17 protein-coding genes are annotated in these 17,986 nt (G+C 66.6%); 13 read left to right on the top strand and 4 right to left on the bottom strand.

The window, feature by feature from the left end:
- Positions 1-68 precede the first annotated feature (68 nt).
- Positions 69-989 (bottom strand): AEC family transporter, encoded by a 921-nt coding sequence (locus tag AC1X6S_RS12500; protein ID WP_483406082.1) that lies wholly within the window; start codon positions 987-989, stop codon positions 69-71.
- Positions 990-1,076: 87 nt separating this feature from the next.
- Between AC1X6S_RS12500 and AC1X6S_RS12505 the strand changes: the two genes are divergently transcribed.
- Both AC1X6S_RS12505 and AC1X6S_RS12510 read left to right on the top strand, forming a co-directional pair.
- The gene (locus AC1X6S_RS12505) at positions 1,077-1,895 is read left to right on the top strand and encodes an alpha/beta fold hydrolase (RefSeq protein ID WP_483406083.1); all 819 of its coding nucleotides are present in this window, start codon (positions 1,077-1,079) and stop codon (positions 1,893-1,895) included.
- A gap of 51 nt (positions 1,896-1,946) precedes the next feature.
- Positions 1,947-2,321, top strand: coding sequence for a nuclear transport factor 2 family protein (locus AC1X6S_RS12510; RefSeq protein WP_483406084.1), 375 nt, complete (start codon positions 1,947-1,949; stop codon positions 2,319-2,321).
- A gap of 4 nt (positions 2,322-2,325) precedes the next feature.
- Here AC1X6S_RS12510 and AC1X6S_RS12515 read toward each other — a convergent pair whose 3' ends face one another.
- Positions 2,326-3,717: a cryptochrome/photolyase family protein gene (locus tag AC1X6S_RS12515; protein WP_483406085.1), complete on the bottom strand. Its 1,392-nt coding sequence runs from the start codon at positions 3,715-3,717 to the stop codon at positions 2,326-2,328.
- On the bottom strand, positions 3,708-4,703 hold the full coding sequence (locus AC1X6S_RS12520) for a magnesium and cobalt transport protein CorA (RefSeq protein WP_483406086.1): 996 nt from the start codon (positions 4,701-4,703) through the stop codon (positions 3,708-3,710). Before AC1X6S_RS12520 ends, AC1X6S_RS12515 begins: the two co-directional genes overlap by 10 nt.
- A gap of 152 nt (positions 4,704-4,855) precedes the next feature.
- Between AC1X6S_RS12520 and AC1X6S_RS12525 the strand changes: the two genes are divergently transcribed.
- From AC1X6S_RS12525 to AC1X6S_RS12560, 8 genes are all read left to right on the top strand, one after another.
- On the top strand, positions 4,856-5,791 hold the full coding sequence (locus tag AC1X6S_RS12525) for an ABC transporter ATP-binding protein (protein WP_483406087.1): 936 nt from the start codon (positions 4,856-4,858) through the stop codon (positions 5,789-5,791).
- 73 nt (positions 5,792-5,864) lie between these two features.
- Entirely contained in the window at positions 5,865-6,911 is a 1,047-nt protein-coding gene (locus tag AC1X6S_RS12530; RefSeq protein WP_483406088.1) for an aliphatic sulfonate ABC transporter substrate-binding protein, read from the top strand.
- Between the two features lie 71 nt (positions 6,912-6,982).
- Entirely contained in the window at positions 6,983-7,906 is a 924-nt protein-coding gene (locus AC1X6S_RS12535) for an ABC transporter permease (RefSeq protein WP_483406089.1), read from the top strand.
- 176 nt (positions 7,907-8,082) lie between these two features.
- On the top strand, positions 8,083-9,198 hold the full coding sequence (locus AC1X6S_RS12540) for a Glu/Leu/Phe/Val dehydrogenase family protein (protein ID WP_483406090.1): 1,116 nt from the start codon (positions 8,083-8,085) through the stop codon (positions 9,196-9,198).
- A gap of 176 nt (positions 9,199-9,374) precedes the next feature.
- Entirely contained in the window at positions 9,375-10,787 is a 1,413-nt protein-coding gene (locus tag AC1X6S_RS12545; protein ID WP_483406091.1) for a DUF6421 family protein, read from the top strand.
- Positions 10,780-11,550, top strand: coding sequence for an SDR family NAD(P)-dependent oxidoreductase (locus tag AC1X6S_RS12550; RefSeq protein WP_483406092.1), 771 nt, complete (start codon positions 10,780-10,782; stop codon positions 11,548-11,550). The genes AC1X6S_RS12545 and AC1X6S_RS12550 overlap by 8 nt, the downstream gene beginning before the upstream one ends.
- 107 nt (positions 11,551-11,657) lie before the next feature.
- Positions 11,658-13,100 carry a sensor histidine kinase gene (locus AC1X6S_RS12555; RefSeq protein WP_483406707.1) on the top strand — a complete coding sequence of 481 codons (1,443 nt, stop codon included), beginning with the start codon at positions 11,658-11,660 and terminating at the stop codon, positions 13,098-13,100.
- The gene (locus AC1X6S_RS12560; RefSeq protein WP_483406093.1) at positions 13,097-13,777 is read left to right on the top strand and encodes a response regulator; all 681 of its coding nucleotides are present in this window, start codon (positions 13,097-13,099) and stop codon (positions 13,775-13,777) included. The genes AC1X6S_RS12555 and AC1X6S_RS12560 overlap by 4 nt, the downstream gene beginning before the upstream one ends.
- Before the next feature lie 374 nt (positions 13,778-14,151).
- Here the strand turns inward: AC1X6S_RS12560 and AC1X6S_RS12565 are convergent, their stop codons facing one another.
- Positions 14,152-15,360: an MFS transporter gene (locus AC1X6S_RS12565; RefSeq protein ID WP_483406094.1), complete on the bottom strand. Its 1,209-nt coding sequence runs from the start codon at positions 15,358-15,360 to the stop codon at positions 14,152-14,154.
- Positions 15,361-15,480: 120 nt separating this feature from the next.
- Between AC1X6S_RS12565 and AC1X6S_RS12570 the strand changes: the two genes are divergently transcribed.
- The 3 genes from AC1X6S_RS12570 (at position 15,481) to AC1X6S_RS12580 (ending at position 17,876) form a co-directional block, all read left to right on the top strand.
- On the top strand, positions 15,481-16,365 hold the full coding sequence (locus tag AC1X6S_RS12570) for an ABC transporter ATP-binding protein (RefSeq protein ID WP_483406095.1): 885 nt from the start codon (positions 15,481-15,483) through the stop codon (positions 16,363-16,365).
- A complete protein-coding gene (locus AC1X6S_RS12575) occupies positions 16,362-17,495 on the top strand; it encodes an ABC transporter permease (protein WP_483406096.1) in 1,134 nt (377 codons plus the stop codon). Before AC1X6S_RS12570 ends, AC1X6S_RS12575 begins: the two co-directional genes overlap by 4 nt.
- A 144-nt stretch (positions 17,496-17,639) precedes the next feature.
- A complete protein-coding gene (locus tag AC1X6S_RS12580) occupies positions 17,640-17,876 on the top strand; it encodes a hypothetical protein (RefSeq protein WP_483406097.1) in 237 nt (78 codons plus the stop codon).
- Positions 17,877-17,986: the final 110 nt, after the last annotated feature.

Below are 17,986 nucleotides of genomic sequence, written 5' to 3' on the forward strand. Positions count from 1 at the left end.
AGCATGGCAGGGTCGGGCGGCGAGGACAGCAACGTCGCCGGACGACTCCCTGTATTGGGGGGGGGCTGCTAGGTCAGGAGCAGGGATGCAATCAGCAGCACGCCGACCGAACCAACCGTCGTGAGGAGCACGGTGTCTCGGGCGAGGATGACGCCGCGGGAATAGCGCTGCGCGTAGTTGAAGACGTTCTGGGCGGACGGCAACCCGGCAAGAACAACGACGGCGAACAGTTCGTGGCCGGTCATGCCGAAACCGAACCGCCCGATGAGCCATGCGGCCACGGGCATGATCGCGAGCTTGATCGTCGTCGCGAGCAGGACGTCCTTCCGGCCGGAACCCGGCTCGAGAACTCGCGTCCCCGACAGCGACATCCCGAAGCTGATGAGCATGATCGGCAGCGCCGCCGCACCGATGAGGCGGAACGGCTCGATCACCGGGTCAGGCAGTTCGACGCGGGTGAGCGAGACAACGAGCCCGAGAAGGGACCCGATGATGATGGGGTTGCGGAACGGCTGGGTGAGAATGCGGCCGACGGATGCCTTCCCTCCGGTTCCGACGTCAAGCAGGGTGAGCGCGACGGGCGTGAAGATCAACAGCTGAAGGAGCACGACGGGTGCCGAGTACGTGGCGTCACCGAGAACGTATACCGAAACGGGAATGCCTATGTTGTTGGCGTTGACGTAGCCGGCCGCAAGGGCACCGATCGTCGCCTCCGGCAGAGCCCGACGCCAGAGCAGGGCAGCAACAGCGATGAAAATCCCGAACGCCGAGACCGCGGCGAGGAGCGAGACGACGAGAAGCGGCGAGAAGAGGCGGCTCACCTCTGCCTCGGCAAGAACCGTGAACAACAGGCACGGTGAGAGCACAAAGAAGATTGCACGCGCCAGCACCGGTTGCCCGTGTGGGCCGAGCAGACTGGTGCGACCAACGACGTACCCAACGGCGATGATCACGCCGATCACGAGAAACCCCGTCAGGACCCCAGACATTCGTCCATTGTGTCAGCACCGGTGGCATCCGTTCGTCGCTGCCCACCACCTCTAGCCGCAGGCCATGCTCATCGGTAGTGTCAGAGCATGCCCCACCTGGATGTGCCGGGAGCCCGGCTGTATTACGAGACCGACGGTCACGCGTCGGACGAGCCGTTGCTCCTGATCCACGCGGGAATAGCCACTCTTCGCATGTGGGACCCCATCGTCGACGCTCTCGCGTCAGACCACTACGTGATCCGATACGACGCGAGGGGCTTCGGCGCGACGACCTGCGGACCTGACCCCTATTCCGATCGCGACGACGCGAGGGCGTGTCTCAACCATCTTGGCGTCTTGCGGGCGACGGTCATCGGCGCATCGCGCGGCGGGCGCATCGGTCTCGATGTCGCTGTGGAGACTCCCGACCGTGTCGCCGGGATCGTCACCATTGGATCGGGTCCAAGCGGTTTCCCCGAGATCGAACTCACCGACGCCGAGGAGGAGCTCTGCACCCAGCTGGACCGGGCGTCGGAGGCGAACGACCATGCCAGGTTTGCCGACCTCGAGGTTCGCCTCTGGTCGATTGGTCCACTTCGGAACGAAGCGGACCTCGACCCGGATTTCGTTCGGACCGCTTATGAACTCAACCGGCTGAATCTCCGTCACCGGTCAGCCACGGTCGGCGCAGCGGCCGACCTGGAACCACCGGCGTACGACCGGGTGGTTGATCTCGACATTCCCGCCCTGGTCACCGTGGGTGAGTTCGATATCACCCCGGCTCTCATCCAGTTCGAGTACCTGGCCGAGACGATCCCGCACGCGAGCCGCCACATCTTCGCGGACTCGGCACACTTGCCGAGCGTCGAGCATCCGCGGCAGTTTCTCGAGGTGCTGAAACCGTGGCTGACTGAGCACGGGTTGTGAACCATGGCGGCGGAACCCAGCTCTTCGGCGGTCTCTTCAACGGAGAACACGGTGCGCGAGCTGCTCACGGTCGCCCGCAACTGGGCCGACGCGATCGTCGCCAACGACGCGGCGCGGATTCGCGAGTTCGTGACGGAGGATTGGGCGATCGTCTCGGCGTCGGGGATCTCCCCCGGCTCACGCCTGCTCGACCTCGTCGCGTCCGGCGACCTGAGCCACACGGCCATGACGACCGTCGGTGACACCCGGGTCAGCGTCTTCGGAGACACGGCGGTACTCACCGCTCGCATCACCAATACCGCCCTCTACCGCGGTGCGCGAACCGACGCAGACGAGTGGACCAGCGACGTGTTCGTCCGTCGGGGCGACCGCTGGGTGTGCGCGCTCACGCACTACACGGCGACCGCTCTGCCCGGCAGCGAGTGAGCCCTCAGGTCGGCTGGCCCGATCGTTGGACAACGTCGTATGCGGCGAGCGCGGCCTTCCTCGTGACCGCAAGGTCGACGATCGGCTCTGGATAGGCATCCGTTCCCCACTCCGGAACGTTCTGCCGGATGTACTCGCCGTGCGGATCGAACTTTTTCGCCTGCAGCTCAGGGTTGAAGATGCGGAAATACGGAGCGGCATCCGCCCCCGAACCGGCCACCCACTGCCAGTTGAACGCGTTGGCAGCCTGATCGGCGTCGACGAGGGTGTCCCAGAACCAGCGCTCACCCTCCCGCCAGTCGATGAGGAGATTCTTGGCGAGAAACGACGCGACGACCATGCGGATGCGGTTATGCATGCTGCCGGTTCGCCAGAGTTCGCGCATTCCGGCGTCGACGATCGGGATGCCTGTTTCACCCCGCTGCCATGCCGACAGCGCGTCCGCGTCGAGCGGCGGCCAGGGAAATGCGTCGAATTCGCGACGCCAGTTCGTCGTCGCGAGGTCGGGAGCTGCGAACAGCACGTGGTAGCAGAACTCCCGCCAGCCGAGCTCGGTGAGAAAGCGGGAGGCACTCGCCGCCTCACGAGCCGGGGCGCCGCGGCGAGCCAGATCGGCCTGGGCCCAGACGCGGTGCGGGCTGATCTCGCCCCAGCGCAGGTGTGGGGACAGCCGCGAGGTGGCCTGCTGCGCCGGCAGGTCGCGGTCCTCGTCGTACGCGGCGAGGTTGTGAGCGAGAAACTCGTCGAGGAGTCGATGAGCGGATGCCTCACCCGGCCGCCACGCCTCCCTGAGACCGGTCGCCCAATCGGGGTGCGTCGGCTCAAGGTGCCATTCGTCCAGCAGGTCGGTGGGCACGTCGCCGCCCCAGCCCTCTACTGTCTCCGGCTCGTCGAGCGGCGCCCGCGGTGGCGGACCCCCGAGACATGCCCGCCAGAACGGTGTGAAGACCGAGTACGGCGTCCCCGACCCCGTCGTGATCGTCCATGGCTCGAAGAGCAGCGAAGCGGCGAAACTGGCGACCTCGAGCCCATCCTGCCGAAGTCCGGTTTTCAGCGCGGCATCCACGGCGCGTTCTGCAGCCCCGTAGCGACGGTTCCAGAACACCGCCCCGGCACCGGTCTCCCGTGCCAGGCGCGGAATCTCGATCCCCGCCGCCCCCTGTCGGAGCACGAGCCGCACGCCGAGGTCGGCGAGCGACGCCGACAGCGATTCGAGGCTCGAGTGCAGCCACCAGCGCGCGGCCCCGCCGAGCGGACGAATTTCTGGCGACGATTCGTCGAGAAGGTAGACAGCAACGACGGGCCGCCCCGAGTCGGCCGCGGCCCTGAGCGCCGGGTTGTCGTCGATCCGGAGGTCGTCGCGGAACCAGACGAGAGCGGGCGCTGTTACAGCCATTTGTTCTTCTTGAAGACGATGTAGAGCGCGACGGCCCCGCCGAACATGAGCAGCAGGGAGAAGGGGTATCCCCACTCCCAGCCGAGCTCAGGCATGTACTCGAAGTTCATCCCGTAGATCGAGGCAACGAGCGATGGCGCGAAGAAGATCGCCGCCCAGCTCGAGATGCGCTTGACCTGCTCACTCTGCGCAAAGCTCGCCTCGTTCTGACGTTGACCGACGAGGGCTGTGTTCACCATGAGTGCGTTCTGGAGGAGCGCGCGGAAAGCGTCTGCACGCTCGACCACCCTGAGCACGTGGTCGTGAACGTCGCGGAGGTACCGCCGCAGTTCGACCGGAACGCCGTACTTGTCAGCTCCTTCGCCGAGCGCTTCGAAAATCCCGACGAGCGGCTGGGTGGCCCGCTGAAACTCGATCACCTCACGACTGAGCGCATAGATCCGCTGGGATGACTCCTGCCCCTCGGTGAACAGAGCGTCCTGGATCTCGTCGATGTCATTCTCGAGGCCGGCGATGACCGGGGCGTACCCGTCGACGATCTCATCGATCACCGCGTACAGCACGGATTCGGGGCCCATTCCGAGCAGGGCGGGATCACCCTCGAGTCGCCTGCGGATGGCCGCGATGTCCGGTGTCTCTGCGTGGCGGATGGTAATCGCGAAGTCTGATCCAAGCACCACGTGCACCTCACCGAACTCGACGCGCTCGTCGGCATCGACGTATCGGGCAGCCTTGAAGACCGCAAACAGCGTGTCGCCGTATCGCTCGATCTTGGGTCTCTGGTGTCCGGACAGTGCGTCTTCGATCATCAGGTCGTGCAGGTCGAACTCGGCCGCGACCGACCGAATCTCTTCCTTATCCGGCCGGTACAGCCCGATCCACGCCATGCCGCCCTTCTCGTGGAGAACCTCATAGGTCGCGTCGAGGCTTGGCGGGCTGGCCACCCGGTTGCCCCTGAGATACACGGCGTTGTCGACGACGACCATTTCCAGTTCCTTTGTTTCAGCCCGGTGTTGCAGCGGGTCTTGCGGCGGGGTGGTGCGGCGAGTGTTACGGAGTGTTTCGGTGCACCTGCTCTCACTCGGCCCTTGTCAGTACCGTGAGATCACCCCGATTACTCGCTCTGAGGAGCAACCGTATGTCATCTTCCCAAGGGAACGCCGGTCCGCCCGGGGCCTTGCGCGCCGTGTCGGGGTCCGCAACGCGACCGGCAGCGGGGTCCGCAGCCGTCGGGTCGGATGCCGTGGGGTCGGATGCCGCATTCGGTGTATCGGTTCGGAGCATCCGTCGGGACTTTCCCGGCGAACGCGGCGCGACCCGTCGGGTCCTTCGCGACATCACCATCGACGTCAGCGCCGGGGAAGTTCTCGCCATTCTCGGCACGAGCGGCTGCGGAAAGTCGACCCTGCTCCGCCTCGCCGGCGGTCTCGACTCCGCAACAGCGGGATCGATCCTCATCGACGGTTCCCCCGTCACCCCGTTCGACGCCCGCACCGCGGTCGGATTTCAGGAGCCGCGGCTTTTGCCATGGCGGAGTGTCACCCAGAACGTCGCACTCGGCCTCCCACGAGGCACCCCGAAGGCCGAGGGCGATGCTCGCGTTGCGACCCTCATTGACCTCGTCGGCCTCGGTGCGTTCGCCAGCAACCGACCGCGCGAGATCTCCGGCGGAATGGCCCAGCGCGCATCTCTCGCCCGAGCCCTCGCACGCAACCCCGGCGTCCTGCTGCTCGACGAACCGTTCGGTGCGCTCGACGCCCTGACCCGCCTGAAGATGCAGGACCTCCTGCTCGACGTGCACGCCGCGGCCCCGACGACAGTGCTCCTCGTCACGCACGACGTCGACGAGGCGCTTCAACTCGCCGACCGGATCATCCTGCTCGGCCGCGAAGACGGTCTCGAGGGGTCGACGATCATTCAGGAGATCGTCGTTCCCGGTCGGCGCCCGCGTGATCGCGGATCCGCCGAGCTCGCCGAACTGCGCGGTCGCCTCCTCGCCGGTCTCGGCATCGACCGCCACGGCGAGGCACGCGGCGTCGAGAAAACCACGGCGATGCCCACCTTCCCGTACTGAGTACCGAATACCCCGCTCTCCCCCACAACTGCCCACAGCACGTACAGCACCTCTTTCAGCAAAGGACGTCACCATGAACCGCAAGCGCTTCTCCCTCGCGACACTCGTCGCGGGTGCTGCCACCGCAGCGCTGCTCCTGACCGGCTGCGTCGCCGGCGAAGGCCAGGCAGCATCCCCTGCGAAAGAAGACAGCGACTCGGCGACGGTGACAGAGGGCGGAACCCTCAACATTGACTTCGCGACCTATAACCCGCTTTCTCTCATCATCAAGGAGAAGGGCTGGCTCGAGGACGCCCTCGCCGACCAGGACGTCACGGTCAACTGGGTCCAGTCCGCCGGGTCAAACAAGGCCAACGAAGCGCTCAGGGCCAACGCGATCGACGTCGGGTCGACCGCAGGTTCGGCTGCACTGCTCGCACGGTCGAACGGTTCACCGATCCAGGTCATCGACCTCTTCTCCCAGCCCGAGTGGGCGGCGCTCGTCGTCGGGCCCGATTCGACGATCACGGATGTCGCCGAGCTCAAGGGTAAGAAGATTGCCGCGACCAAGGGCACCGACCCCTACTTCTTCCTGCTCCAGGCGCTCGAGGAAGCCGGGCTCACCCCCGAGGACGTCACCATCGAGAACCTTCAGCATGCCGACGGCTGGGCCGCGCTGCAGAACGGCGCGGTCGACGCGTGGAGCGGACTCGACCCGATCATGGCCAACGCCGAAGAGGCGGGCGCCAAGCTCATCTACCGCAACGTCGACTTCAACACCTACGGCTTCCTCAACGCCACGGAGACCTTCGTCGAGGAGAAGCCTGACCTCGCCCAGGCCGTCGTCAACGCCTACGAGCACGCTCGCGAATGGGCCGCGGAGAACGAGGAAGAAGCAGCCGAGATCCTCGCGGAGGTCGCAGGGCTCGACATCGCGGTTGCCACGAAGGTGATCGCCGAACGCTCGAACCTCGACGTCGACCCGGTTCCGGGGGACGCGCAGATCGACGTGCTTTCGATCGTCGGCCCCATCTTCGTCGAGACGGGTGACGTACCCAGCCAGGATGTGGTCGACGACGCACTCGACACCATCATCAACGACGAATTCATCACCAAGGCCGACCCCGACGCAATCGGCTAGCCCACCCGGGAGGGGTGCGGCATCCGTTCCCCTCCCGTCCCTTTCCGCAGGCTTCCCAGGCAGGACCGCTCATGAGCAACACCGACAAGCTCACCACCAGTGACGAGGTGCGTACCGGCGCCGCGTCATCTGCGGGTCTGTCCGGGCAGCCTGTTGCGGTGCGGGCCAGGCCCGCTGCTGCCGCCCGCACCGAGGCATCCGCTCGCCGTGACGACTCTGCTCGCGGACGCGTGCCGCTGACCCGCCGCACCTGGTTCGTGATCGTCGGTGGCTCGCTGCTGCCGCTCCTGGTGCTCGCGATCTGGCAGCTGGTGACGTCGCTCGGCCTCGTCAGCGCCTCGCAACTGCCGTCGCCCGCGTCCGTCTGGCTCGCGGGCATTGACCTGTTGCAGCGCGGCCTGCTCGGCCAGTACGTCGCAATCTCCACCCAGCGGGTGCTCATCGGCTTCGCCATCGGCGCTCTACTTGGACTCGTCCTCGGGGCATTCGTCGGACTGTCGCGGCTCGTTGACATCCTGATTGCGCCGACCCTCGGCGCAATCAGGGCTGTGCCATCGCTCGCGTGGATTCCGCTGCTCATCCTCTGGCTGAAGATCGGCGAGGAGTCGAAGATCACGCTCATCGCGATCGGCGCGTTCTTCCCCGTCTACACGACCGTCTCTGCAGCGCTTCGCCACGTCGACCGGCAGCTCGTTGAAGCCGGTCGCGCGTTCGGTTACAACGGCGTCCGACTGTTCACCACGGTGCAGCTTCCCGCCGTTCTTCCCTCTGTCGTCTCGGGCCTGCGGCTCGCCCTCGCGCAGTCCTGGCTGTTCCTCGTCGCTGCCGAGTTGATCGCGTCGTCGATGGGCCTCGGCTTCCTGCTGACCGATTCGCAATACAACGGGCGGATCGACCGCATCCTGCTCGCCATCGTTCTGCTCGCTGTGCTCGGCAAGGTGACCGACTCCCTCGTTGGGCTCTTCGAACGCTGGGTCAACAAGCGCTGGAGCTAGCTTTCTCCGTTGTCGCGCGCCGTTGTGCCGCGCCGGTGTTGCCTGACCTTTGTGGGCTCTTGTCACGGGTCAGTTGGGCTGGTGTGATTGATGCACCACGACTTTTTTGCGCTACCCGCGCTGTGAGTCGTTGCCCTGACCCGGGCGACCCGCATCACCCACAAGGAGATCCGACAATGACGTCATTTCACGCCGACGCGTCCTTCGACGCCCTGCATGCAGCAGCACTCGACCACGAGACAGTACTGATCACCCACGGAGAGCGATCCGGGCTCACGATCAGCGTCGCGGTCCACTCCACCCGGCTCGGCCCCGCATTAGGCGGCGCTCGCGTGTGGCACTATCCAACCTGGCGCGACGCCGTCGAGGATTCCCTCCGGCTCTCGGCGGGGATGACCCTCAAGAACGCCGCAGCGGGGCTGAATCGCGGCGGCGGCAAATCCGTCGTGTTCGTACCCGACGGCGAGAGTCTCGATCCCGAACGCAAACGGCTCGCCATGCTCGACCTCGGCGATGCGGTCGAGAGCCTCGACGGGCGCTATCAAACGGCAGAGGATGTCGGCACGAACGCCGCCGATATGGCGATTGTCGCCGAGCGCACCAGCCATGTCTCGGGACTGCCCGCCGACCGCGGCGGGGTGGGTGAGCCCAGCGACGCCACGGCGCAGGGCGTGTACGCGAGCATCGTTGCCACCCTCGAGACGGTGACGGGCAGCCCGCTGCTCGCGGGCAGGCACGCGACGATCTCGGGACTCGGCCAGGTGGGTTCGCGACTCGCCCGCCGATTGAGCGACGAAGACATGTCGCTCATCGTCACGGACGTGAATCCGGAACGGCGCAGGTTCGCCGAGGAGATTCACGCCAGCTGGATCGACCCGGGCGACGAGCACCTCTTCGAAACCGACGTGTTCGTGCCGTGCGGAGTCGGCGGCGCGCTGACGGCGAAGGTCATCTCCGAACTGCGCTGCACGGCCGTCGTCGGTGCGGCGAACAACCAGCTCGCCGACCAGGGCGGTGCGGAGCAACTCGCCGACCGCGGCATCCTCTGGGCACCCGATTTCATCGTCAACGCGGGTGGCGTGATCTACCTCGACATGGCCTCTCGGCCCGGCGCGGATCTGGCCGACATCCTCACCCGCGTCGACGGCATCGGCGGCACCCTTTCGGCGGTGTACAGGGATGCCGCCGCGCGGTCGGTGACGACGCTGGCGGCAGCGGAGAAGCTCGCGGCAGACCGGCTCGATGCCGCCGTGCCGTGGACAGCGGAGGGGCAGCTCCTGCAGTCGGTGTAATTCCGCAGCCGGACCCCAGCGCCCGGCGGGACACCCGGCGCCGGACCGGCTCGCGCAGTTAAGCTGCGCGCCCATCCCCGTCTGCGCAGCCAAACCTCGCGATAGTCAAAGAAACGCTCACGGTCCCCCGGATACGCTCGATGCACACCGTTTGCAACGACGCCGGGAGGGTTGTTATGTCTGAATTTCACGCACACGTGATCGTTGGCGAGCCCGAGGTCGTTGAAGACCGCAACCTCGCCACCTCCCCGGCCTGGCTTCGCCTCAAGAACGCGGCCATCGGCATCCGCCCGCTTCAAATAAAAGACGGATCCATCCCCGAACCGGATGCCCACGCCCCTGCCCGCGAATTCGTCACGACGATCGTCGGTGCGGTTCGTGAGCTGGCGCCGCTGTTCCCCTGGGATGCCGAGTACCTCGACGCGGTCACCGTCGACCTCGAGCGCTGGGCCGCAGCGGACTTCAGTGTGCCGGACTTCTACGATTCCCTGATGGCGTTCCAGCCGCAGCAGCACCGCGCCGATGGGCGCAGGCACCTCGTGCTGTTCCCGATGTACACGCAGAACGGGTCGGCCGACCGGCTGATCGAGGCCGTGCTCGTCGAGGTGGTCTGGCCGGAGTTCGTCGCAGAACTCGAAGCGGGCGACTACTCCAACAGTCTGTTCGTGCCGATTCGGTTTCTCGATTTCACGCCGGGCTACGACACCAACTCGGCCGTCCTGTTTCCCGAGACCGTTGCGATGCGCGCGATCCCGACGTTCACCTGGGGCGCGATCTTCGCCGACCGGGAGGCCGCGCGCTTTCGCCGCGTGGTGAAGGCCGCCGCCGAAATCACCAGGCTCGAACTGCCCGCGGACGCACAGGCACTGCTCGAAAGCCAGGAGCTCACCGAAGAGACCTTCGTGATGTGGGATCTCATCCACGACCGCACCCACATGCGCGGTGACCTGCCGTTCGACCCGTTCATGATCAAGCAGCGGATGCCATTCTTCCTGTATTCGCTCGAGGAACTGCGCTGCGATCTCACGGCGTTCCGCGAATCGGTGAAACTCGAGCGCACCCTGTCGGCGCAGAGCCCGGCGGAGCTCACCGAGGCGGAGACCGAGATCCTCGCCCACGCGAAGCTCGTGCAGTACGCGGTGATCTTCGACCGGATCTTCCGGTTCGCGCTCTCCGGCAGCCGGGTGCGCAATTACGACGGGCTCGGCGGCCAGCTGCTCTTCGCGTGGCTGCACCAGCACCACGTGCTGCACTGGACCGACACCGCGCTCACCATCGACTGGCCCGAGGTGCCCGACGTCGTCGTCGCGCTCGGCACCGCGATCGACGAGCTCTACTGGCGCTCGATCGACCGGCCCAAGGTTGCCCACTGGCTCGCCGCATACGAGCTCGTTTCGGGCACCGTCGAACCGCACCCGGCATCCGCGTGGGCTCGTGGGCTTCCCGACGACGTGCTCACAGGGTTGCCGAAGGGCTACACCGACCTCGTTCGAGACGACGAGTTCCCGCTCAGCATGTTCTATGAGGCGCTCTCGAAGAAGATGGGCGACGTGATCGGGTCCACGGCGGGGATCACGGGTCGTGGCTGAGCGGGGAGCGACGGGCGCCGGGGCGGCGGGCGCCGGGGCGGCCGGGGCCGGGGCGGCCGGCGCCGGGGCGGCCGGACGTGGCGTCGCCGGTCGCACTGTCTCTGGCCGCCGGGTGCTCGTTGCCGGTGCGACCAGCGCGGCGGGCGTCGCCGTCTGCCGCGACCTCGCGGCCGCGGGCGCGCGGGTGATCGCCGTCGGCTCGAACCAGGGCCGGCTCGACAGCCTCATCGACCAGGTTCCGGATGCCGTCGGCCACGTCGCCGACCTCACCCGCTTCGATGAGGTGGCGCGGTTGGGCGAACGCATCCACAACGACTCTGCCCTGACCGGGCCGATTGATGGGCTCATCCACCTCGTCGGCGGCTGGCGGGGTGGCGGCGGACTCTCCGGACAGAGCGATGAGGACTGGGACTTCCTGCACTCCCGCATCGTCACGACCCTCCGCAACACCACCCGGGTGTTCGTCGACGACCTGCGCGCATCCGACGCGGGCCGACTTGCGATCGTCTCGAGTACGACGCTCGACCACCCGATGCCGGGGGGTGCCAACTACGCTGCCGCGAAGGCTGCGGCAGAAACGTGGGTGCGCGCGGTGGCAAACGGGTTCGAGAGATCCGCGCCGACGGCATCCGCCACGATCTTCGTCGTTCAGGCACTCAACGGACTCGAAGCCTCACTCGCGACGGCGATCACGGGCCTCTGGGACGCCGAGCGGCCGCCACTGTCGCGGGTTCTGCTCCAGGCGGCGGCATCCGTTGAATAAATCGTCCGCTGGGCACGGAGAGGGTCTGCTTTCTCCGTCGCAGGACGGATGCTCTCCGTCGCGGGACGGATGCCGGAAGCGCGCCGGATCGCTAGCGTGAGACTGTGATGCCCGCTCAAGTTGTTCTCGTCGACCCCAACGATCCGTCGTGGCGCCGCCCGGCGGTGACACGCAGCCAGTTGCGCACCGACGCAGTGCTCGCCGCCGTACTCTTCGTCGGCACTCTCTTCAGTCTCATGCTCTATCGCGTTGCCGGGCTCTACGACGAACCAGCTCCGATGTGGATGTGCCTGATCTGGGCCGTGCTCATCACGCTGCCGCTCGCGTTCCGCCGACGGTTCCCGAACACGGTCGCGATCGTCGTGTCTGGCGCGTTCATCGGCGGTGGAGAGCTGCAGGTCCCCGAGCTGCTCATGTGCAACATCACGTTGTTCATGGCGCTCTATGCCGTTGGGGCGTGGGTCGACAACCGCCGAACGGCGCTGGTCGTGCGCGCCGTCATCATCGCGGCGATGCTGGGCTGGCTGGTGATCGCCATGCTGAGAACGACAACGGATCCGGATGCCCTCGATGGATTTTCGCGGGCGGGGGCGTTCTCCCCGCTGGTCGCGTACCTGATGATCCAGATCCTCACGAACCTGCTCTACTTCGGTGGGGCCTATTACTTCGGCGACCGTTCGTACGCGTCGGCGAAACAGAAGGCGCTGCTCGAGTACCGCACGGCAGAACTGGAGCGTGAGCGGGAGCGCACCGAACAGCAGGCCGTCGCGCTCGAACGCGTGCGCATCGCGAGGGAGCTGCACGATGTTGTCGCCCATCACGTGTCGGTGATGGGAGTGCAGGCCGGTGCCGCCCGCACGGTGCTCGACTCGGATCCCGCCATGGCCCGGGACGCCCTGGCGAACGTGGAACTCGGTGCCCGTACGGCGATCGATGAACTGCACAAGCTGCTGCACACGCTGAGGGAATCGGAGCCCGGGGACAGCCGGGCGTCGACGAGTGCATCGACACTCGGTCTTGAGTCGCTGTCCGCGCTCGTCGCAGATTCAACGGCATCCGGGTTGCCCACGACCCTCGACGTCATCGGGAAGCACCGGAACGTGCCGGGCCTTGTTCAGTTCAGCCTCTACCGCATCGCTCAGGAGGCACTCACCAACGCGCGGAAACACGCGGGTCCGACAGCGACGGCCGACGTTCGAGTGCGCTATCTCCCTGGCACCGTCGAGCTCGAGGTCACGAACACCGGCAATGTGCCGTCGCGTCCGCAGCCGGGAGGCCTGGGGCTGATCGGCATGCGCGAGCGCATCGATGCGATCGGGGGCACGCTCGAGACCGGCGCGCGCTCTCGCGGCGGGTACCTCGTGCGCGCGCGAGTGCCGATTCCCGGTGGCGGGCCGGGTGAGCGACCCGGTGTTCCAGCCGGCGCAGCCTCCGGTGCCGCCGCGGACAGCAGGGACTGCACACCCGTGTCCGCCGGGCAGGACGCAGAGGTTACGCGAGAGAGCGCACGGGACAACGCGCAGCACAACGCACAGGAGACGGCACGATGACGACGGCAACCCGGGTACTACTCGCCGACGACCACGAAATGGTGCGGACCGGCTTCCGCATCATCCTCGGCTCCCAGCCCGACCTCGAGATCGTCGGAGAGGCGGCCACGGGCGCAGAGGCGCTCGCGCTGGCCCGCGAACTCAACCCAGACGTCGTGTGCATGGACGTGCAGATGCCCGGGACCGACGGGTTGGAGGCGACACGACAGATCATCGCTGACGGTTCGCTGGCGTCCGCTGTTCTCATCCTCACCACCTTCGACCGAGACGACTACCTGTTCGAGGCGCTGTCGGCCGGGGCAAGCGGGTTCCTCCTCAAGAACTCGACTCCCGAGCAGCTCATCGACGCCGTTCGCGTGGTCGCTGCGGGCGACGCCCTGCTCTCACCTGCCGTGACGCGGCGGGTCATCGAACGGTTCGGAACGCCAGGGGAAACGGATGCCGTCACCACGGGCGCTCCGCCCGCCGCGCTCGAGAGCCTCACGGATCGCGAAGCGGAGGTGCTCCAGCTCGTCGCGCAGGGACTGTCGAATGCCGAGATCGCCCGCGACCTCTTCGTCGGCGAGGCTACGGTGAAGTCGCACGTGTCAAAGGTGCTGCAGAAGCTCGGCTTGCGCGACAGGATCCAGGCCGTGGTCTGGGCGTACGAGAACCGGGTCGCCGTACCGGGTTCCTGAGCCGGGCTGGGCTTCGGGAGGACAAACGCCGGGCCCGACCACGTATCCGACCCGGGACCCAAGTTCCTCCTCCCGAAGCCACACTCAGGTCGGCCGCAGGTTGTCCACCCTCACGCCGTCCCGCGCTCCCCGGGAGGAAAAACACCGGGTCCGACCACGTATCCGGCCAGGCCCCCAAGTTCCTCCTCCCGAAGCCACACTCAGGTCGGCCGCAGGTTGTCCACCCTCACGCCGACCCGCGCTCTCCCCCGGGAGCCACTCTCACGCCGGGATCTGGCACCCGTCCGCCCGCGTAGGCGCGTTTCGGGAGGAAAAACACCGGGCCCGCCCGCATATCCGGCCCGGGCCCCAAGTTCCGCCTCCCGAAGCGGCGCTCAGGCCGCCGCGCGCGGCTCCCTCGGCATGCGCGCGGCGTAGGCCGACGTAGCCAGGAGGAACACCGCCGCGACGCCGAACGCCAGCGGGAACGACCCGGTATCGACGAGCCACCCGGCGACGAGCGGGCCGACGATCGCACCGAGATCGCTCGCCATCGAGAACACAGCGACCGGCCGGCCCCCCTTCGCTCCCGCCGTCGCCTCCCCAAGTGCAGCGGCGGGCGCCGTTCCCATGAACGCTGCGGCGACGCCGTAGACCGCGAGCAGAATGGTCAGCACCACGATGTTCGGCGCAAACGCAATGCCGAGCACAGTGACAGCGGCTACGGCATACGCACCGAGGATCGCCGGCTTGCGACCGACGGTGTCGACGAACTTCCCGGCGGGAGCGAGCGCGAGGGTCTGTGCAACGGCGGCAATTGCAAACGCGATTCCCGTCCACGCCGGTTCGCCGAGAAGGACATCGACGACCAAAACCGGCACGAGGGCGCTCCGAACACCGAGCGACGTCCAGCCGTTCGCAAAGTTCGCGACGACGGCCACCCGGAACCGCGTGTCGCTGAGCACAACCCGGAACGGCACGACGTCGACCGGCGTATTTCCACCGACGTCTCTCGTCCGCGGTCGCAGCAGGATGACACCGACGAGACCGGCCACGGCGAGCGTGCCTGCGTAAAAGAAGAACGGGGCGGTGAGCGAGATTGCGGCTAACACGCCGCCGATCGCCGGGCCCGCCATTCCACCGATGAGAAATCCGCCCTGATAGAAGCCGACAGCCCGGCCCCGCAGCGTCGCCGGCGTTGAGCCGAGCAGCAGTGTCATCGCCGCGACGGTGAACATGGCGGAACCGATGCCGCCAGCACCGCGCAGAAGCAGCACTTCGACGTAGCTCGATGCAACGCCGACGAGTCCGCTGGACACCGCAACAATCCCGATACCCACCGCGAGCACGACACGTTCGCCCCACCAGTCGATGAACCGGGCGCAGAACGGGCTCGTCACGAACCGCATCAGCGCGAACGCCGAAACGACGGCGCCCACCTCGACGTAGCCGACGCCGAAACTCGCCACATAGACGGGCAACACGGGAACAACGACGCCGAAGCCGACCATGACAAAGAACGCAACGACGCCGAGCACGAGAACGTCGCGCGGCAACCGCGGACGGTCGGAATGTCGGCGACCGATCAGCGGAAGTTGTGGCACCTGACCAGCGTATGCCAGCGGCATCCCCCGTGAGACGGAGACGAAAGACTCGTCGTCAGGCGGATGCCGTGCGCCACCGCGCGCCCGTACCGTTGAACCACACTCAGAGGAAGGCTCGCGATGCTCGAGATTCGAGATGTCAACAAGACGTATGGAACGAGGCAGGTGCTCACCGACGTCAACTTCGACGTCGCCCCCGGCCGGATGACCGGCTTCGTCGGCGGCAACGGCGCAGGCAAGACGACGACGATGCGCATCATTCTCGGCGTGCTGAACACCAACACCGGCACAGTGACCCTCGACGGACACCGGCTCACGCCCGAGGACCGTCGGCGTTTCGGGTACATGCCGGAAGAACGCGGCCTCTACCCGAAAATGAAGGTCGAGGAGCAGCTCGTCTACCTCGCTAGGCTGCACGGCTTCACGACCGAAGCCGCGCGACGTAACGCGGGCGACCTTCTCGAGCGCCTCGGCCTCGGCGAACGCCGCAACGACGCCGTCGAGAGCCTCTCGCTCGGAAACCAGCAGCGCGCCCAGATCGCCGCTGCCCTCGTGCACGACCCCGAGGTGCTCATCCTCGACGAGCCGTTCTCCGGCCTCGACCCCCTCGCGGTGGACGTCGTTGTCGGTGTGCTCAAGGACCGGGCCCTGTCCGGCGCACCAGTGCTGTTCTCCTCGCACCAGCTCGACATCGTCGAACGACTCTGCGACGACCTCGTCATCATCGCTGGCGGCACGATCCGGGCCAACGGGTCTCGTGAGGCGCTTCGGGCCGAACACTCGAGGCTCAGGTACGAACTGATCACCAGTGGGGATGCCGGCTGGTTGCGTGAGGCTCCGGGGATCACCGTCGTCGACTTCGATGGCGGGTTCGCACTCTTCGACGCCGACAGCGAGGCCGCAGCGCAAGACGTACTCCGCACAGCGGTGAGCCGCGGCGACGTCGCAACGTTCGCTCCCCAACGCCCGACCCTCGCCGAGATCTTCAAGGAGGTCATCAAGTGACGACAACAGCAGGAAACCAGGCCTCGGACCGAACCGACGGTTCCCGTCCCACTGCCCCGAGCACCGCACAGGCCACCTGGCTCGTCGCTGAGCGGGAGATCACCATGCGCCTGCGCAGCAAGGCGTTCCTGATCTCGACGGGGCTACTCCTCGTCCTCGTCCTCGCCTCGATCGTGATCGGTGGGTTCGCGGCGAAGAACACGAGCGATACCCCCGTTGCCGTCGTCGGCACCGCATCACCGGCGGTGGCAGGGGCAGCCGGGCTCGACATCACCGAGGCGTCGAGCGTTGAAGCCGCGGAAGCGCTCGTCGAGGACGGCACCGTCGAAGCGGCGATCGTTCCCGATTCATCGACGTCTCTCGGGATCGCGGTCATCGCCGATACCGAGGCCCCAAGCGGTCTCCTCGCCCAGTTGAGCGTCTCTCCTCCCGTGAAGCTGCTCGACGAGAGCGCAACGAATCCGCTCATCATCTACCTCGTGGCGCTTGGCTTCGGGCTTGTCTTCTTCATGTCGGCGATGACCTTCGGCTCGACCATCGCCCAGAACGTTGTCGAAGAGAAGCAGACCCGAGTCGTCGAAATCCTGATGTCAGCGATTCCGGTGCAGGCACTCATGGCAGGCAAGGTGCTCGGCAACTCGATCCTCGCGTTCGGGCAAATAGCGGTGATTGCGGCCCTCTCGATCATCGGGCTGACGATCACCGGCCAGGCTGACCTCCTCACCGGACTCGGCGCCCCGATCGTCTGGTTCGTGGTGTTCTTCGCCATTGGCTTCGTGCTGCTGGCGTCGCTGTTCGCCGCGACGGGGTCGATGGTCTCCCGTCAGGAGGACATCGGTTCCACCACAACGCCCGTCACGATGCTCGTGATGATTCCGTACTTCCTCGTCATCTTCTTCTACGACAACCCAACGGTGCTCGCCATCATGTCGTACGTGCCATTCTCGGCCCCGGTCGGGATGCCACTGCGGTTGTTCCTCGGCACCGCCGAGTGGTGGGAACCGCTCCTGTCTCTGGCGATTCTTCTGGCGTCGACCCTCGCGGTGATCTGGCTTGCGTCCAGGATTTACCAGAACTCGCTGCTCAAGATGGGTGCGAGGGTGAAGTGGGGCGAAGCGCTGAAGAGCTGACCACGCTCTGAAACGCCCGAATCCCCCCTGAATCTGTCCGAGTGACACATCTTCAGGGGTGATTCGGGCGTTTTGGCATGATTTGAGGATTGCTCAGTAATATGCTGCAGTCATCACTCGGTGCGTTACCCGACAGGACCGGATATGACCTCTACACTTGCGCCCAAAAACCCGACCGCCCGCCCACGACACGCCCAGGAGGCTCCCCTCAACCCCCTGCGGTACCACGCGATGATCAACCCGGCTCGGATCCCCGAACCGGTCTCCCTCCCACGACGACGCTTTCGGCCGGCTGCGCTCGTCGGCAGCATCGCCGCACTCGCTGTCGTCGGCGCCGCCGTACTGTTCGGCCCCCTCCTCTGGGCGCTGCTCAGAGGCTAGGAGAACTGGACGAATCGCTCCACCGCGACAAAACTGAAGTGACACCGCCGGCGTGCACCGCGCCGGCGGTGTCTTCGCCAGGAATGACACATCGGGCTGACGACGCCAGG

This window comes from Mycetocola sp. Y442 (assembly GCF_056898615.1).

What these genes read in the sequence shown, in the direction of transcription:
- AC1X6S_RS12500 (WP_483406082.1), bottom strand. Translation starts at nt 989, where the DNA reads ATGTCTGGGGTCCTGACGGGGTTTCTCGTGATCGGCGTGATCATCGCC.
- AC1X6S_RS12505 (WP_483406083.1), top strand. Translation starts at nt 1,077, where the DNA reads ATGCCCCACCTGGATGTGCCGGGAGCCCGGCTGTATTACGAGACCGAC.
- AC1X6S_RS12515 (WP_483406085.1), bottom strand. Translation starts at nt 3,717, where the DNA reads ATGGCTGTAACAGCGCCCGCTCTCGTCTGGTTCCGCGACGACCTCCGG.
- AC1X6S_RS12520 (WP_483406086.1), bottom strand. Translation starts at nt 4,703, where the DNA reads ATGGTCGTCGTCGACAACGCCGTGTATCTCAGGGGCAACCGGGTGGCC.
- AC1X6S_RS12525 (WP_483406087.1), top strand. Translation starts at nt 4,856, where the DNA reads ATGTCATCTTCCCAAGGGAACGCCGGTCCGCCCGGGGCCTTGCGCGCC.
- AC1X6S_RS12530 (WP_483406088.1), top strand. Translation starts at nt 5,865, where the DNA reads ATGAACCGCAAGCGCTTCTCCCTCGCGACACTCGTCGCGGGTGCTGCC.
- AC1X6S_RS12535 (WP_483406089.1), top strand. Translation starts at nt 6,983, where the DNA reads ATGAGCAACACCGACAAGCTCACCACCAGTGACGAGGTGCGTACCGGC.
- AC1X6S_RS12540 (WP_483406090.1), top strand. Translation starts at nt 8,083, where the DNA reads ATGACGTCATTTCACGCCGACGCGTCCTTCGACGCCCTGCATGCAGCA.
- AC1X6S_RS12545 (WP_483406091.1), top strand. Translation starts at nt 9,375, where the DNA reads ATGTCTGAATTTCACGCACACGTGATCGTTGGCGAGCCCGAGGTCGTT.
- AC1X6S_RS12555 (WP_483406707.1), top strand. Translation starts at nt 11,658, where the DNA reads ATGCCCGCTCAAGTTGTTCTCGTCGACCCCAACGATCCGTCGTGGCGC.
- AC1X6S_RS12560 (WP_483406093.1), top strand. Translation starts at nt 13,097, where the DNA reads ATGACGACGGCAACCCGGGTACTACTCGCCGACGACCACGAAATGGTG.
- AC1X6S_RS12570 (WP_483406095.1), top strand. Translation starts at nt 15,481, where the DNA reads ATGCTCGAGATTCGAGATGTCAACAAGACGTATGGAACGAGGCAGGTG.
- AC1X6S_RS12580 (WP_483406097.1), top strand. Translation starts at nt 17,640, where the DNA reads ATGACCTCTACACTTGCGCCCAAAAACCCGACCGCCCGCCCACGACAC.